The 14,983-nt window shown below is 60.1% G+C and carries 16 protein-coding genes; 12 read left to right on the forward strand and 4 right to left on the reverse strand.

Features of this window, described 5'->3' with window-relative positions; genetic code table 11:
• The first annotated feature begins 59 nt into the window (after positions 1-59).
• Positions 60-893, forward strand: coding sequence for a DUF2950 domain-containing protein (locus AABM52_RS17780; RefSeq protein ID WP_347912651.1), 834 nt, complete (start codon positions 60-62; stop codon positions 891-893).
• A gap of 42 nt (positions 894-935) precedes the next feature.
• Here the strand turns inward: AABM52_RS17780 and AABM52_RS17785 are convergent, their stop codons facing one another.
• Positions 936-1,439, reverse strand: a complete 504-nt coding sequence (locus AABM52_RS17785) for a GNAT family N-acetyltransferase (RefSeq protein WP_347907224.1) — start codon at positions 1,437-1,439, stop codon at positions 936-938.
• Positions 1,440-1,587: 148 nt separating this feature from the next.
• Between AABM52_RS17785 and AABM52_RS17790 the strand changes: the two genes are divergently transcribed.
• The 10 genes from AABM52_RS17790 (at position 1,588) to AABM52_RS17835 (ending at position 10,076) form a co-directional block, all read left to right on the forward strand.
• Entirely contained in the window at positions 1,588-1,935 is a 348-nt protein-coding gene (locus AABM52_RS17790; protein ID WP_095941756.1) for a metalloregulator ArsR/SmtB family transcription factor, read from the forward strand.
• 23 nt (positions 1,936-1,958) lie between these two features.
• The gene (locus AABM52_RS17795; RefSeq protein WP_347907226.1) at positions 1,959-3,242 is read left to right on the forward strand and encodes an arsenic transporter; all 1,284 of its coding nucleotides are present in this window, start codon (positions 1,959-1,961) and stop codon (positions 3,240-3,242) included.
• 28 nt (positions 3,243-3,270) lie between these two features.
• Complete coding sequence (locus AABM52_RS17800; protein WP_347907228.1) at positions 3,271-3,741, forward strand: arsenate reductase ArsC; 471 nt, start codon at positions 3,271-3,273, stop codon at positions 3,739-3,741.
• 11 nt (positions 3,742-3,752) lie between these two features.
• The gene (gene arsH, locus AABM52_RS17805) at positions 3,753-4,448 is read left to right on the forward strand and encodes an arsenical resistance protein ArsH (RefSeq protein ID WP_347907230.1); all 696 of its coding nucleotides are present in this window, start codon (positions 3,753-3,755) and stop codon (positions 4,446-4,448) included.
• A gap of 409 nt (positions 4,449-4,857) precedes the next feature.
• The gene (locus AABM52_RS17810; protein WP_347907233.1) at positions 4,858-5,634 is read left to right on the forward strand and encodes an ABC transporter substrate-binding protein; all 777 of its coding nucleotides are present in this window, start codon (positions 4,858-4,860) and stop codon (positions 5,632-5,634) included.
• A gap of 104 nt (positions 5,635-5,738) precedes the next feature.
• Complete coding sequence (locus tag AABM52_RS17815; protein WP_347907235.1) at positions 5,739-6,428, forward strand: ABC transporter permease; 690 nt, start codon at positions 5,739-5,741, stop codon at positions 6,426-6,428.
• Between the two features lie 13 nt (positions 6,429-6,441).
• Positions 6,442-7,140, forward strand: coding sequence for an ABC transporter permease (locus AABM52_RS17820; protein ID WP_095966923.1), 699 nt, complete (start codon positions 6,442-6,444; stop codon positions 7,138-7,140).
• 9 nt (positions 7,141-7,149) lie between these two features.
• The gene (locus tag AABM52_RS17825) at positions 7,150-8,262 is read left to right on the forward strand and encodes a succinylglutamate desuccinylase/aspartoacylase family protein (RefSeq protein ID WP_347907236.1); all 1,113 of its coding nucleotides are present in this window, start codon (positions 7,150-7,152) and stop codon (positions 8,260-8,262) included.
• A gap of 18 nt (positions 8,263-8,280) precedes the next feature.
• Complete coding sequence (locus AABM52_RS17830; protein WP_347907237.1) at positions 8,281-9,045, forward strand: ATP-binding cassette domain-containing protein; 765 nt, start codon at positions 8,281-8,283, stop codon at positions 9,043-9,045.
• A gap of 122 nt (positions 9,046-9,167) precedes the next feature.
• Positions 9,168-10,076 carry a MurR/RpiR family transcriptional regulator gene (locus AABM52_RS17835; RefSeq protein ID WP_347907238.1) on the forward strand — a complete coding sequence of 303 codons (909 nt, stop codon included), beginning with the start codon at positions 9,168-9,170 and terminating at the stop codon, positions 10,074-10,076.
• A gap of 56 nt (positions 10,077-10,132) precedes the next feature.
• Here AABM52_RS17835 and AABM52_RS17840 read toward each other — a convergent pair whose 3' ends face one another.
• The 3 genes from AABM52_RS17840 to kynU form a co-directional block, all read right to left on the reverse strand.
• Entirely contained in the window at positions 10,133-11,542 is a 1,410-nt protein-coding gene (locus tag AABM52_RS17840; protein ID WP_347907239.1) for an amino acid permease, read from the reverse strand.
• Between the two features lie 85 nt (positions 11,543-11,627).
• Positions 11,628-12,941 carry an OprD family porin gene (locus AABM52_RS17845; RefSeq protein ID WP_347907240.1) on the reverse strand — a complete coding sequence of 438 codons (1,314 nt, stop codon included), beginning with the start codon at positions 12,939-12,941 and terminating at the stop codon, positions 11,628-11,630.
• Between the two features lie 102 nt (positions 12,942-13,043).
• The gene (gene kynU, locus AABM52_RS17850; RefSeq protein ID WP_347907241.1) at positions 13,044-14,294 is read right to left on the reverse strand and encodes a kynureninase; all 1,251 of its coding nucleotides are present in this window, start codon (positions 14,292-14,294) and stop codon (positions 13,044-13,046) included.
• A 209-nt stretch (positions 14,295-14,503) separates the two neighbouring features.
• On the opposite strand from kynU, the gene AABM52_RS17855 reads away from it, so the two are divergent.
• Positions 14,504-14,977, forward strand: coding sequence for an Lrp/AsnC family transcriptional regulator (locus tag AABM52_RS17855; protein WP_108218106.1), 474 nt, complete (start codon positions 14,504-14,506; stop codon positions 14,975-14,977).
• Positions 14,978-14,983 lie beyond the last annotated feature (6 nt).

Genomic DNA, 14,983 nt, shown 5'->3' on the forward strand with positions numbered 1-14,983 from the left:
GACTCACGGGCTTGCTCCCTCATGTCCTGGTTATAGCCGCCGGCTTGTTGTGGTCGTGCATGGCGACGGCACAGCAGGCCTTTCCAACGCCAGAAAAGGCAGCAGAAGCCTTTGTCGAAGCACTGGGTACCGAACACTCCGACCAGGCACGCCTGACCGAACTATTGGGCAGCGACTGGCACAGCTACATCCCCCGCGAAGGCGTGCAGCGCGAAGATGTGGATGCGTTCTTGCAGCAATACCGCGAGCAACACCACATTGAAAACACCAGCGACCGCAAGGCCATCCTGGCGGTTGGCAGCAGTAACTGGACACTGCCCATCCCCATGACCGAAGCCGCGGACGGTTGGCGCTTCGACATGAAGGCCGGCAGTGCCGAGATCCGTGCCCGTCAAATCGGCCGCGATGAACTTGCCGCGGTGCAATCGGTGCTGGCCTATCACGATGCCCAGATGGACTATGCGTCGGTGGATCGGGACGATGACGGCGCACTCGAGTATGCGCAGAAAATCGTCAGCAGCCCCGGCAAGCACGACGGACTCTACTGGGCCGAGGATGACAGCGGTCAGATCAGCCCGCTGGGGCCTTCGTTCGGCAAAGCCATTGCCGACGAAGAGTGGCACGGCTACCGCTTCCGCATCCTGCATGGCCAGGGTCCTTCAGCACCGGGTGGCGCCTACAGCTACCTCATCGGTGACAAGATGAGCCGCGGCTTTGCGCTGATCGCCTGGCCGGCGAAGTACAACGACACTGGCGTGATGAGTTTCATGATCAGCCATGAAGGCCAGGTGTTCGAGAAAGACCTCGGGCCCGAGAGTGAAAAACTGGCGCTGGCGATGAAGCGCTTTGATCCGGATGACAGTTGGAAAGAGGTGCCTGAAGATCAGGAGTAGCAGGCCTGACCTGCTACAAACCTTCAGAACGGTTGAGCGCAGTTATCTGATCGACAGGACGAATCGCTCTTCGCCCCCGGTGTTGTCGATGCAGGAGGATTGCTCAAGCTTGAATCCGCAGCGATCCAGTACTTTTCTGGAACCGGCGTTCTCCTTGAAGGCATACGCAACCAGTTGCGCAAGCCCCCAACGCACCCGTGCCTCCTGGATCAGGTGCCTCAGCGCCAGAGTCGCCAGCCCCTGGCCACACGCGCACTCAGCAATCCGATAGCCGACTTCAGCAGAACGGGTCGATGAATCGATGCTTTTCAGATTGGCTCGACCGACGATTCTCTGGCTGCAATCTTCGATGACAAAGGGGTGCCAGGCGCCGATGGCGAAATCGGACAAATAGCTTTCGATATGATTGGCGACACCCTGCAACGAGTAAAAAGCAGGGTCGCGCGCATCGATATGGGATTCGAACCATTCACGGTTCTGGATTTCGAAAGCCAGCAACGCTTGAGCGTCAGTCACTTTCAGCTCGCGTACGCTAAATGATTCCATTCATCACCTCTCCTGTGTCTTGTGCCGACTCGAGTCTATCCCATACCTGAACATCCTGGCCGAGCCTTGCCCTCTCGAGTCCGAGCGGCTTGCACAATACATATGGAAAATCGTATATTCGAATAACCATATGTATCGAGCCACGCCAATGCTCAATCCTGCCGCTGTATTCAAATGCCTGTCCGACGAAACCCGCGCCCGGGCCACCTTGCTCATCACCCGTGAAGGCGAGTTATGCGTGTGTGAACTGGTCTGCGCCTTGGACGACAGCCAGCCGAAAATTTCCCGCCATCTTGCCCAGCTTCGCGGCTGCGGCCTGCTTCTCGACCGCCGTCAGGGACAGTGGGTGTATTACCGGCTCAACCCCGATCTGCCTGCGTGGGTTCGCGACGTTCTCGAGACAACCTTGCTGGCAAACGCCGACTGGCTTGCGAACGACAGCACTCGCCTTGCCGCGATGGGCGACCGTCCGCTCAACACTTCCGCCTGCTGCTGACCCTTCACTCATCGAGACTCCGCATGCTTACTGCGTTTAGCATTTTCCTGCTGACCATGGTGTTGGTCATCTGGCAACCCAAGGGCCTGGGCGTCGGCTGGAGCGCCTCCCTGGGCGCCGTCCTGGCCCTGCTGGCAGGCGTCGTGACACTGAACGATATTCCACTGGTGTGGCACATTGTCTGGAACGCCACCGCGACCTTCATCTCGCTGATCATCATCAGTCTGCTGCTCGATGAGGCCGGGTTTTTCCAGTGGGCCGCACTGCATGTGGCGCGCTGGGCCAAGGGTGACGGTCGTCGCCTGTTCGTATTCACGATACTGCTGGGGGCCGGCGTATCCGCTCTGTTTGCCAACGACGGTGCAGCCCTGATCCTGACCCCCATCGTCGTTTCAATACTGCTCGCACTGCGTTTTTCGCCAGCCTCTACCCTGGCGTTCGTCATGGCGGCCGGTTTCATTGCCGACACGGCGAGCCTGCCCCTGGTGGTGTCCAACCTCGTCAACATCGTTTCGGCCGACTACTTCGACCTAGGCTTCAGCGAGTACGCCGCCATCATGGTGCCGGTCAACTTCGTTGCCGTGGCGACCACGCTCGTGGTGCTGTACTGGTTTTTCCGGCGCGACATTCCCAGGCACTACTCCCTCGATGACGTGATGGATCCGCGACGTGCCGTGCGTGATCCCCTGACCTTCCGCGTCGGCTGGGTTGTCCTGGCGCTGCTGCTGATCGGGCTGTTTGCCCTGGAACCCTTGGGCATTCCCATCAGCGCCATCTCAGCGGTCTGTGCCGCGTTGCTGTTCGCCGTGGCGGCGCGTGGGCATGTGATTTCAACGCGTCGGGTGCTGCGTGAGGCGCCCTGGCAGGTCGTGATCTTTTCGCTGGGCATGTACCTGGTGGTGTACGGGCTGAAAAACGCCGGGCTGACCACCTACATGACCATGGCCCTGAACCGCATGGCCGAATTCGGCATCTGGGGCGCCGCGTTGGGTACTGGGCTGCTCACGGCCTTGCTGTCATCGGGCATGAACAACATGCCCACGGTGCTGGTGGGTGCCCTGTCGATTCAGGCCAGCGACGCCACCGGTGTGGTGCGTGAAGCCATGATCTACGCCAATGTCATCGGCTCTGACCTGGGCCCCAAGATCACCCCCATCGGCAGCCTGGCCACCCTGCTCTGGCTGCATGTGCTGGAGCGCAAGGGCATCCGCATTACCTGGGGTTACTACTTCAAGGTCGGCGTGGTCCTGACCCTGCCGATTCTGTTCATCACCTTGTCTGCCCTGGCCCTGCGCCTGAGCGTTTAGCCCTGTGCGACTGCAAAGAGGAGTCACCATGCGCGTTCTGTTTATGTGTACCGCCAATAGCTGTCGCAGCATCCTGTCCGAAGCCATGTTCAACCATCTCGCCCCCGAAGGTTTTGAGGCGATCAGTGCCGGCAGCTTCCCCAAGGGGCAGGTGCTGCCCCGCAGCCTGAGCACGTTGCAAGAGGCCGGCATCGCCATCGACGGCTTGAGCAGCAAAGGCAATGACGCCTTCGAAGCCAACCCGCCGGACATCGTCATTACAGTCTGCGACAAGGCCGCCGGTGAGGCGTGCCCCGTGTACTTCGGGCCGGCGCTGAAAGCCCATTGGGGCCTGGAAGACCCATCGGACATACAGGGCGATGAAGCGACGGTATCGGCGGCATTCCACTCAACCCTGGCGCACATCGAAACGCGCTGCAAGGCATTGCTCGAACTGCCTTTTGCACAACTTGACCGCGATGCGCTGAAGCGGGAACTCGACCGCATCGGCACGCTTTGACCGGAGCCCCCATGACCCATCCCCTGCCCAATCTCGACACATCACTGACCCAGCCCATCGCCAGCGGACGCGACGACCGGCACAAGCCGCGCATCCTGTTGCTGTACGGTTCGACTCGTGCGCGGTCGTTCAGTCGCCTGCTGGTCGAGGAAGCAGCCCGGCTGCTCGAACACTTCGGTGCCGAGACACGGATCTTCAATCCATCAGGCCTGCCGCTGCCTGACGACGCGCCCTCCGATCACCCGAAAGTCCAGGAACTGCTCGAACTGATGCAGTGGTCCGAAGGCCAGGTCTGGTGTTCGCCAGAGCGTCACGGTTCCATGTCTGCGGTGTTCAAGGCGCAAATCGACTGGGTGCCGTTGGCATTGGGGGCCGTTCGCCCGACCCAGGGGAAAACCCTCGCGGTCATGCAAGTCTGCGGCGGTTCCCAGTCCTTCAATGTGGTGAATCAGCTTCGGGTGCTGGGGCGCTGGATGCGCATGTTCACCATCCCCAATCAATCCTCCGTGCCAAAGGCTTTTCTGGAGTTTGACGAGGCCAATCGCATGAAACCCTCGTCGCTGTACGACAGGGTGGTGGACGTCATGGAGGAACTGGTGAAATTTACCCTGCTGCTACGGGATCGCCCCGATCTGGTTGACCGCTACTCGGAGCGCAAAGAGTCCGCAGAGGAACTGACTCAGCGCGTGAATCAGCGGTCGATCTGACTGTAGAAGTGTTCCCCCAGGCTCTATAGCCGAAAAAAGTCGCAAACCCCACGACGGTTCAGGGCTTGCGACTCTTTGCCGAGACGTCCCTCAAGCTCACGGGACGTTTTCTACGGTATGCCTGCGGTGTTCATTGCCGAACGTGCAGGCTTGGTTCTCTACCTCAACCGCGTCGAAATCCGGTTCGTCCGGGGCGTCCGCCACATCCTCTCTGGCGACATCTGCGTCGGCCTTGGCAGCGTCCCGGGTTGCATCGTTACGCGCCAAACTGATATGTTTATTTTCATTAATCTTGCATATTGATTTTTATTGTGTCATTTATAGCCTCGCCGATCACAGGACTGATCCACCGCGTCAACCCGGATGGCGGGCACCCGTTTCCCCAAAATGCCTCCAGGGAGTCAACAATATGAACAAGACAGAACTTCTAGGTGCTCTGGCGCTGTGCGCTTTCAGTTTCCTGGCACAAGCCGACGAAGACAGCCTGCGTATCGGTATCGAAGCCGCCTACCCGCCCTTCTCCTTCAAGACACCCGAAGGCAACGTCAGCGGGTTCGACTACGACATCGGCAACGCCTTGTGCGAAGAAATGAAGGTCAAGTGCGAGTGGGTCATTCAGGAGTTCGACGGCATGATCCCGTCGCTCAAAGTGCGCAAGATCGATGCCGTGCTGTCGTCGATGTCGATCACCGAAGACCGGATGAAGTCCGTGGACTTCAGCAAAAAGTACTACCACACGCCAGGCAAGTTCGCGATGAAGGCCGGCAACGTGATCAACGACCCCTTGGTGGACCTCAAGGGCAAGAAAGTCGGAGTGCAACGCTCCTCGACTTATGATCGTTTTGCCACCGAGCAACTGGAAAAAGCCGGCGTCGTCGTGGTGCGTTACGGCTCGCAGAATGAGGCTTTCCTCGACCTGGCCTCGGGTCGCCTGGACGCCACCCTCGCCGACATCGTCAACACCGACGAAAGCTTTATCAAGACACCGGCAGGCCAGGGCTTCGCGCTGACCGGGCCGGACATCAACGACCCGAAATATTTTGGCCGGGGCGCCGGGATCGCCGTGCGCAAAGGCGACAGCGCCAACGTTGCGCGCCTGAGTGCGGCGATTGACGCCATTCGCGCCAATGGCAAGTACCAGCAAGTGATGGCCAGGTACTTCGCGTTCGATATCTACGGCGAGTAAGCCTTACCCCTGCCCCCTGCCCCCAGCCCCGGCGCCGGCCCTCCGCAGGCGTCTGTCGGGGCTTGTCTTGCGCGCCTCGCGGCGCTCGCTTGAGGAACTTCATCATGCTTCACGGCTACGGATCGAGCATTCTCGATGGCGCCTGGCTGACCATAAACCTGGCCTTGACGTCCATGTCCCTGGCGATTGCCCTGGGCCTGGTCGGCGCGGCCTTTCGCCTGTCACCGCTCAAATGGCTGGCCATGCTCGGGGAAAGCTACACCACCCTGATTCGCGGCATTCCAGACCTGGTGCTGATCCTGCTGATCTTCTACGGCGGCCAGGATCTGGTAAACCGCATTGCCCTGGCGCTCGGTTACACCCGCTATATCGACATCAACCCCTTTATCGCCGGTGTCTGCACCATGGGCTTCATTTTTGGCGCCTACCTCTCGGAAACCTTTCGCGGCGCCTTCATGGCGATTCCCAAGGGTCAGGCCGAGGCTGGCGTGGCCTATGGCATGGGCGGTGCGCAGGTGTTCTGGCGGATCCTGGTCCCGCAGATGATTCGTTTCGCCATCCCCGGGTTCACCAACAATTGGCTGGTGCTGACCAAATCCACCGCGCTGATCTCGGTGATTGGCTTGCAGGACATGATGTTCAAAGCCAAGAACGCCGCGGATGCCACACACGAGCCATTTACGTTTTTCCTCGCGGTGGCAGCGCTGTACCTGATGCTCACCAGCCTGTCCTTGCTGGTGCTGCGCTTTCTGGAAAAACACTACTCGGTCGGCATCAAAGCCACCGAATTGTGAGGGGGAGCCGCCCATGATTCTCGACTACAACCTGATCTGGGAAAACCTGCCGCTGTATTTCAATGGCGCCTTGTTGACCCTCAAAGTCCTGCTCATTTCCCTGGCCCTGGGTCTGGTATTGGCGATTCCACTGGCGCTGATGCGGGTGTCGCGATCGCCGCTGATCAACTTCCCGGCCTGGCTCTACACCTACGTGATTCGCGGTACGCCGATGCTGGTGCAATTGTTCCTGATCTATTACGGCCTGGCGCAGTTCGAAGCGGTGCGTCAAAGCGTGCTCTGGCCTTACCTCTCCAGCGCCACCTTTTGCGCCTGCCTGGCCTTCGCGATCAACACCAGTGCCTATAGCGCAGAGCTGCTGGCCGGCAGTCTGAAATCCACCCACCATGGCGAGATCGAAGCCGCCAGGGCCATGGGCATGTCACGCCTGACCCTGTACCGCCGCATTCTCATGCCGTCGGCCTTGCGCCGGGCATTGCCGCAATACAGCAACGAAGTGCTGATGATGCTGCAAACCACCAGCCTGGCCTCCATTGTCACCCTCGTCGACATCACCGGGGCCGCGCGTACGGTCAGCTCACGGTTCTATCTGCCGTTCGAGGCGTTCATCACCGCCGGCCTCATCTACCTCGCCCTGACCTTCATTCTGGTGCGCCTGTTCAAGCTGGCCGAGCGCCGCTGGCTGGCGTATCAGGCACCGCGCAAGCACTAAGGAGCTGCTATGGAGCACATTCAATACCTGTTGCCGTGGAGTGCCTCGGGCACCGAACGAACGCTGTCACTGTTCCGTTTTGGCAGTGGCCCACGCAAGGCCTACATCCAGGCGTCATTGCATGCCGACGAATTGCCGGGGATGCGCGTTGCCGTCGAGCTCAAGCGCCGTCTTCTGGAACTGGAAGCCCAAGGCCGCGTGACCGGGGTGATCGAGCTGGTGCCCATGGCCAATCCGATCGGGATCGCCCAGATGTTCCAGGCCACCCATCAGGGGCGCTTCGAGTTCTCCAGCGGCAAGAACTTCAATCGCGACTTCCCGGAATTGGCCGATGCCGTTGCACCGCTGCTGGAAGGCCGATTGGGCGACGATGCCGACGCCAACATCGCACTCATCCGTCGCGCCATGGTCGATGCCCTGGCCGCCATGCCGGCACCGACCTCCGAGCTCGACGGCCTGCGCCGCCTGTTGCTGCAGCATGCCTGTGACGCCGATGTGGTGCTGGACCTGCACTGCGATTTCGAATCGATCATGTTGATGTATGCGATGCCGCAAATCTGGCCACGCTTGCAGTCACTGGCCGCCCGCCTCGGCGCCGGGGTCACGTTACTGGCCGAAGATGCCGGCGGCAGTGCCTTCGACGAAGCCTGCGCCATTGCATGGCTACGCCTGGCCGAGCTGTTCCCCAAAGCCAACATTCCCCTGGCGTGCGCAGCCACCACCATCGAACTGCGTGGCATGGCAGACACCGAGCGCGAGCAATGCCTCGACAGTGCACAGGCCATTCTCGGGTATCTCGCCGAACAAGGCCTGATCAACGGTGACTGGCCAGCGGCACCGCCGAGCCATTGCCAGGCCATGCCATTCGCCGGCGCGCAGTACGCCTGTGCGCCCCACCCGGGTGTGGTGAGTTTTCTGCAACCGCTGGGCGCGCACGTCAAGGTCGGTGATCCGCTATTCGAAGTCATCGACCCGCTGACCGACCGCCACAGCGTGGTGAGCGCCAGCACCGACGGCATTCTCTATGCCCGCGAACGGCTGCGCTTTGCCCAGCCTGGATTGTGGTTGGCCAAAGTGGCAGGCGTCACCCCCATTCGCCAGGGTCGCTTGCTCAGCGACTGATTCCAGAGAGTTCAAATCATGTACAAACTTGAAGTTCGAGACCTGCATAAAAGCTACGGCGCACATCAGGTACTCAAAGGCGTGTCCCTGCAGGCACAGGCCGGTGACGTGATCAGCATCATCGGTTCCAGCGGCTCTGGCAAAAGCACGTTCCTGCGCTGCATCAACCTGCTGGAGCAACCCAATGCGGGCAATATCGTGCTCAATGGCGAACCGCTCAAGCTGGTGGCCAACAAGCTCGGCGGGTTGAAGGCGGCGGAACCCAAACAGTTGCAACGCATGCGTTCGCAACTATCGATGGTGTTTCAACACTTCAACCTGTGGTCACACATGAGCGCCCTGGAAAACGTCATGGAAGCGCCCGTGCATGTACTGGGCCTGGGCAAGAAAGAGGCACGGGAAAAGGCCGAGCACTACCTGAACAAAGTCGGTGTGGCGCACCGCATGAACGCCTGGCCGGCGCATATGTCCGGCGGCGAGCAGCAGCGCGTGGCCATTGCCCGCGCACTGGCGATGGAACCGCAAGTGATGCTGTTCGATGAGCCGACGTCGGCCCTCGACCCCGAACTGGTCGGCGAAGTGCTTAAAGTCATGCAGGATCTGGCGCAGGAAGGCCGCACCATGGTGGTGGTGACGCACGAAATGGGCTTTGCCCGCGAGGTGTCGAACCAACTGGTGTTCCTGCACAAGGGTATGGTCGAAGAGCGCGGCGACCCGCGTGAAGTGCTGGTCAACCCGCAGTCCGAACGCCTCCAGCAGTTCCTGGCTGGCAGCCTGAAGTAGAACCGCCACTCAGCCACTGCATGACGCTGCCCCACAAGGTTGGCTTCGGATACACTCCAGCCAACCTCGTCAGGGCATCAGGCACAGCCCTTCTCTCACCTTCAGGAAATGTTGAGCCGGATATGCCCACCCCATCGAAAGACACCACTGTCTATGCCGCACCGGTCATGCGCAAACTCACGGAAATCGTTTCCGAACTGCCGCCGTCACTGCGCAAGGTGGCGGACTTCATCCTGCGTCACCCGCTCAAGGCCGCGACGCTGACCATCGAGGAGATGGCCCACGAAACATTGACCTCACCCGCCGCCGTCAACCGTCTGGCCAAGGCACTGGACCTCGGTGGCTACAGCGGCATGAAGGCCGAGCTGGTCGCAACGTTGCAGCAGATGGTGTCGCCGGTCGACAAACTGCGCAACGAACTTGCCCATCGCCCGGGCGGTACGTTTGGCCTGCATGAGCAACTCCAGAGCGCCAGCAGCAACCTGGCCACCGCGGCGAGCAACAACCACGCCGACACATTTGAGGCGTTCGTCACTCGCCTGACCAAAGCCCGAAAAATCTACATCCTGGGGTTCGGCAACAGTGTCTACTTCGCCGGCCTCGCCGCCTCGACCCTGATGCCCTTCTGTGCGGACGCCACGGCCATCAGCATGGAGGGCGGCAACGAAAATGCCGCGTACCGACTGGCCGCGATCACCGATCAGGACGTGCTGCTGGCGATCGCCTTGCCGCGCTACTCCCTCGACACCCTGCAACTGGCACGCTTCGCCAATGAACGCGGCGCCTCGGTGCTGGCAATCACCGACTCACCCGCCTCGCCGCTCACCGGCATTGCCCAGCACACCCTGTTTGCGCCTTGCGATCACCCGGTGCTGACCAGCTCCAACATCGCCGTACTGGCCTTGATCGAAGGCTTGGTCGCCGGCGTGATGGCGCGCAATAAAGAAGCGGTCAAACTGGCAACCGAACTGACGGAAAGCGTGATGTCGTACCTGCACATTCCTGCCAGCGGTAAACCAGCGAAAAAGTGAGCGATGAAAATCCAGCGCCCGCTTCTTGCTGGTTGCGGCCTGGCGCGACCTCCAGACTATGCCTTGGACTGCGCGCTCAATGCCGCAACACCCTTGGTCTTCCTGAAGAAAACACCGTAGACAATCGACAGCACCAGCAGGAATGGCACGCCGAATACCAGGGTCATCTTGAAGGCTTCAGTGAAGTAGGTGGTGATCATCACGGCCCCCATCAACACCAGCCCCAACAATGTGCTGTAGGGAAACAGGCGCATACGGAACGACAGCTTGCGGTTGCCATTGCGTTCGTGAAAACGACGGAAACAGAAGTGCGTGAGGAAGATCATGAACCAGGTAAAGATCGCGCCGAACATCGAGATCGCCATCATCAGGGTGAACGAACTTTCCGGGTACAGGATGTTGAGCAAGGTCGCCAGGGCGATACCTGAACTGGAGAGCAACAGCGCGTTCAGCGGGATCCCGGTCTTGCTCAACACACCCATGGATTTTGGCGCGTAGCCGGCACGGGACAGGCTGAACATCATGCGCGTGGTGATGTACAACTGGCTGTTCATCGCTGACAACGCCGCGATCAGGATCACGAAATTCATCACGCCGGTGGCGCCGGGAATGCCGATGGCTTGCATCACCGTGACGAACGGACTCTGGGCATGACCCGCCTGGACCCAAGGCACGATCGCCAGCATCAACGCCAGGGTCAGCAGGTAGAACACCACCAGGCGCACGATAGTCCCGCGAAAGGCTTTCTTGACCGCTTGCTCCGGGTCTTTTGCCTCACCGGCCGCCACCGCGATCATCTCCACGCTCAGGTAGCTGAAGATCGACACGATTACCGCGACCCACATCCCTTGCAGACCATTGGGAAAGAAGCCGCCGTGAGCGGTGTAGTTGTGCACGCCGTATTGCGGATTGCCGGACCCGAACACCACATACACCGCCAGGATGATGAAGCCGACAATCGCGCCGATCTTGATGGTCGAGAACCAGTACTCGAAGGTGCCGAAGGTCTTCACGCTGATGGCATTGAGCACGACCAGCACGCTGGAGAACGAGAGGATCCATATCCACTCCGGCACGTTGGCAAACCAGTACTTCATGTACATCGCCACCGCCGTCACTTCCGTGCCGACCGCGAGCACAATCGCCGCCCAGTAGGCATAGCGCACCAGGAACCCGGCCAGCGGGCTGACATAAAATTCGGCGTAAGCACCGAAGGAACCCGAGGTCGAATGGGCCACGGTCATTTCCGCCAGGCAGCCCATCAGCAGCAAGGTGATGATTGCGCCGATGGCATAGCTGAGCAACACGCTCGGCCCGGCGTAACCGATGGCATAGGCGCTGCCCATGAACAGCCCGGTGCCGATTGCACCGCCAATGGCGATCATGCTCATCTGCCCCGACGTCAATTGACGCCGCAGGCCGTGTTCACGGTTGGATATCGTTTCGAAACCGGAGTTATCGGTCATTTTTATGTCCTCTGGATTTTGTCTTTCTTGAAGAGCACGTCGTGGGTTTAACGGTGGGGATCAGCCACGCACAGCAGGACACGGATCAGAAAATACTCAGTGGATATTCGATGATCACCCGGACTTCGTTGTTGTCCGTGGTGTCGGCGCGGGCGACCTGGGCGGTGGAACGCACACTGGCCTGACGCACGCGAATTGAAAGGTCCCTGGCCTTGCCCGACTGCACGACATAGCGCGCCTCGATGTCGCGCTCCCAGCGCTTGCCGTCATCGCCGTAACGTCCATAGGCGCCATTGGGTCCGCCGTCGTAATGGCTGTCGTCAATGTGGTCACCACTGACGTAACGGGACATGAAGCTCAGGCCCGGCACGCCGAAAGGCGCCATGTCCAGGTCATAACGCAGTTGCCAGGAGCGTTCGTTGGGGGCGTTGAAGTCGAGGACCTGAATCGAGTTGGCGAGGAAAATCGAGGTACCCGGTTGTTGATCGAACCCCAGGTAATCGAACGGCTCATCGCCATCGACCCGCTGGTACGCCAGGGTCAACCGATGGGCGCCGAATTTGTATGCGGTGGACAGTGACCAAGTGGTGTTGTCGATCTTGCCGGCCAGGCTCTGGCCGCTGTCGTTGGTGCGGTAGAGATTGAAATCCAGGTTCAGCGACCGGCCTTCACCAAGGGCATAGGTGTAGTTAGTATTGGCGTAGTACTGGCGCCAGATGTCGGTGAACTGCGAACCGTACAGGCTGACACTCAGTTGATCGCTCAGGGCGTAGCTGCCGCCCAGATAATCGACGCTGCGGGTTTCCACGCCGGCGTACAGCGCTTTAAGCGCGCCATCGGCATTGGTCGAATTACTGTCGTTGCCGGCGGTGAAGTGACCGATGTCCAGTTGCAATGCCTTGAATTCATTGCTGGTCAGCTGAAAGCCGGTGGCAACACTGGTGAACAGTCGCGCATTGCCGGTGCCGAACACCGGGTTGAGCGGTGTCAGGTTGCCGTACTTGAGCTCGGTCTGCGAAATCCGCGCCTTCAACGCACCGCCCGCTTCAGAGTACTCATCCTCGGGACGACCATCGGAATCGACCGGCAGCAAACCCGTGCCCGTGCGTCCCTTGCCACTGTCGAGCTTTAGGCCCAACTGCGCATAGGCATCGACGCCGAACCCCACCGTGCCCTGGGTGTAGCCGGAGCGGTAATCGAGCATGAGCCCGTGGGCCCACTCGTCCCGATAGTTCTGCCCGCCCGGGTTGTTGAGGTTATTGCGGTAGAAATAAAAGTTACGGTTGGTCAGGGTCAGGCTGCTGTCTTCGACAAATCCGTTGTCGGAGGCGGCAAAGGCCATTTGGCCAAGACAACTGGAGATGGCGAGCGGCAAGGCAGGCCAGAGGGACAGTTTCATTCTGCGTGCTCCTTATTATTGTGATTGCAGAACTGGTTATTGCCGGCGACCGAAGCCCTGCCGCGGAGAAAATCCTGCGGCAGGACACGGATGTCGGAGGGTTCAGGTCACGCTGTGGCGAACCTGGAATTGCGCTTGCGACCAGGTGTTCCGGTCGAGGATCTCGCCGAGGATCTGTACCGCATCCCAGACTTCGGTGAAGGTCGTGTACAGCGGGGTGAAACCGAAACGCATGATGCGCGGCTCGCGGTAGTCACCAATCACGCCCCGCTCGATCAGGGCCTGGATCACCGCATAACCTTCGGGGTGTTCGAAGCTGACGTGGCTGCCACGTTTGGCGTGCTCACGGGGTGTGATCAACTTCAGTTCGTGAACCGCGCAACGCTGCTCGACCAATTCGATGAACAAGTCCGTCAGGGCCAGGGATTTGCGGCGCAAGCTGGCCATGTCGGTCTGGGCGAACACATCCAGGCCGCACTCGACCATCGCCAATGAGGTAATCGGTTGGGTGCCGCACAGGTAGCGGGCGATACCGCTGCTCGGCTCGTAATGCGACTCCATGGCGAACTGCCGCGAATGGCCGAACCAGCCGGACAAGGGCTGCGGCACCAGATCGCACAACTGCGGCGAAACCCAGACAAAGGCCTGGGAACCCGGCCCGCCATTGAGGTACTTGTAGGTGCAGCCGATGGCGTAGTCGGCACCCGCCTGGTGCAGATCGACCGGTACTGCGCCGGCGGAATGGGCCAGGTCCCAGATGGCCAGCGCGCCACATTCGTGGGTCAGCGCGGTCAGGGCCTGCATGTCGTGCATGTAGCCGGTCTTGTAGTTGACGTGGGTGAGCATGACCACCGCCGTGTCCTGGTCAATCGCTTGCGGCAACGCTTCAGGACTATCGACCAGGCGCAGGGTGTAACCCTGTTGCAGCATCTGCGCGAGGCCTTCGGCGATGTACAGGTCGGTGGGGAAGTTGCTCGACTCGCTGACGATCACTCGCCGCTGCGGCGACCTTGTGGCCTGTACGCGCAATGCAGCGCTCAGCACCTTGAACAGGTTGATGGAGGTAGTATCGGTCACCACCACTTCACCCTCCCCCGCACCGATCAGACCCGCCAGGCGGTTGCCCAAACGCTCGGACAGCTCGCGCCAGCCTGCGCTGTTCCAACTGCGGATCAAGCCATTGCCCCATTCCTCGGCGACCACCGCTTGCGCCCGTGCCAATGCAGCGACCGGCCGCGCGCCCAGGGAATTGCCATCGAGATAAATAACGCCCTCGGGGAGCGCAAACTGCTGGCGCAGGGGCGCCAGCGCGTCCTGGGCATCAAGCGCCAGGCAACTGTTTCTTGTCGTCATCGGGTGTCCTGTTTTTTGTTATGCGACGCCATCCGGGCAGGTTGCATCAGCCGGTTCTGGCGCCCTGATTCAAGGCGATTCGCTTGCCTTTCGATGGAGAAATAATGAACGAACCTTTGAAGAATTTTCGTGCAAAGTAACCGGCCATGTAGTAGTTATTTCGCAGATTATTCTAATCAAACCCCAATAAACGCGGATTTATTCAAACCATGAATCTCGACTCGACAGACCTGCGGATCCTGCATCAATTGCAACAGGATGGCCGTATCAGCAATCAGGAATTGGCGGAGAAAGTCGCCTTGTCACCCTCGGCTTGCCTGCGCCGGTTGCGTCTGCTGGAAAGCGAAGGAATCATCACTGGCTATCGCGCGGTGCTGAATGCCGAGCGGCTGGGCATTGAACTGGAAGCGATCGTTCATGTGTCGCTGCGACAGGACGTCGAGGACTGGCACGAGACCTTCATCAAGAAGGTTCAGCAGTGGCCGGAAGTGGTCACAGCCTATGTCGTTACCGGGGCGAGCAACTATGTGCTGCGGGTCCAGGCCCGCAACCTCAAGCACTTCTCGGATTTCATCGTCAACCACCTCAACCGCACCGCCGGCGTCACCGACATACGTTCGGAAATCGTCCTGCAGAAAATCAAGGAGCGCGAGCAATTGCTTGATCTGGTGGTACGCAAGTAAGGCCAG

The sequence above is a fragment of the Pseudomonas grandcourensis genome (assembly GCF_039909015.1).
Lineage (GTDB): Bacteria > Pseudomonadota > Gammaproteobacteria > Pseudomonadales > Pseudomonadaceae > Aquipseudomonas > Aquipseudomonas grandcourensis.

Bases quoted from the DNA above. Each gene is read 5' to 3' on its own strand.
- AABM52_RS17780 (WP_347912651.1), top strand. From the start codon at position 60: ATGGCGACGGCACAGCAGGCCTTTCCAACGCCAGAAAAGGCAGCAGAA.
- kynU (WP_347907241.1), bottom strand. From the start codon at position 14,294: ATGACGACAAGAAACAGTTGCCTGGCGCTTGATGCCCAGGACGCGCTG.
- AABM52_RS17800 (WP_347907228.1), top strand. From the start codon at position 3,271: ATGCGCGTTCTGTTTATGTGTACCGCCAATAGCTGTCGCAGCATCCTG.
- AABM52_RS17815 (WP_347907235.1), top strand. From the start codon at position 5,739: ATGCTTCACGGCTACGGATCGAGCATTCTCGATGGCGCCTGGCTGACC.
- AABM52_RS17785 (WP_347907224.1), bottom strand. From the start codon at position 1,439: ATGGAATCATTTAGCGTACGCGAGCTGAAAGTGACTGACGCTCAAGCG.
- AABM52_RS17845 (WP_347907240.1), bottom strand. From the start codon at position 12,941: ATGAAACTGTCCCTCTGGCCTGCCTTGCCGCTCGCCATCTCCAGTTGT.
- AABM52_RS17830 (WP_347907237.1), top strand. From the start codon at position 8,281: ATGTACAAACTTGAAGTTCGAGACCTGCATAAAAGCTACGGCGCACAT.
- arsH (WP_347907230.1), top strand. From the start codon at position 3,753: ATGACCCATCCCCTGCCCAATCTCGACACATCACTGACCCAGCCCATC.
- AABM52_RS17825 (WP_347907236.1), top strand. From the start codon at position 7,150: ATGGAGCACATTCAATACCTGTTGCCGTGGAGTGCCTCGGGCACCGAA.
- AABM52_RS17795 (WP_347907226.1), top strand. From the start codon at position 1,959: ATGCTTACTGCGTTTAGCATTTTCCTGCTGACCATGGTGTTGGTCATC.
- AABM52_RS17810 (WP_347907233.1), top strand. From the start codon at position 4,858: ATGAACAAGACAGAACTTCTAGGTGCTCTGGCGCTGTGCGCTTTCAGT.
- AABM52_RS17855 (WP_108218106.1), top strand. From the start codon at position 14,504: ATGAATCTCGACTCGACAGACCTGCGGATCCTGCATCAATTGCAACAG.
- AABM52_RS17835 (WP_347907238.1), top strand. From the start codon at position 9,168: ATGCCCACCCCATCGAAAGACACCACTGTCTATGCCGCACCGGTCATG.
- AABM52_RS17790 (WP_095941756.1), top strand. From the start codon at position 1,588: ATGCTCAATCCTGCCGCTGTATTCAAATGCCTGTCCGACGAAACCCGC.
- AABM52_RS17840 (WP_347907239.1), bottom strand. From the start codon at position 11,542: ATGACCGATAACTCCGGTTTCGAAACGATATCCAACCGTGAACACGGC.
- AABM52_RS17820 (WP_095966923.1), top strand. From the start codon at position 6,442: ATGATTCTCGACTACAACCTGATCTGGGAAAACCTGCCGCTGTATTTC.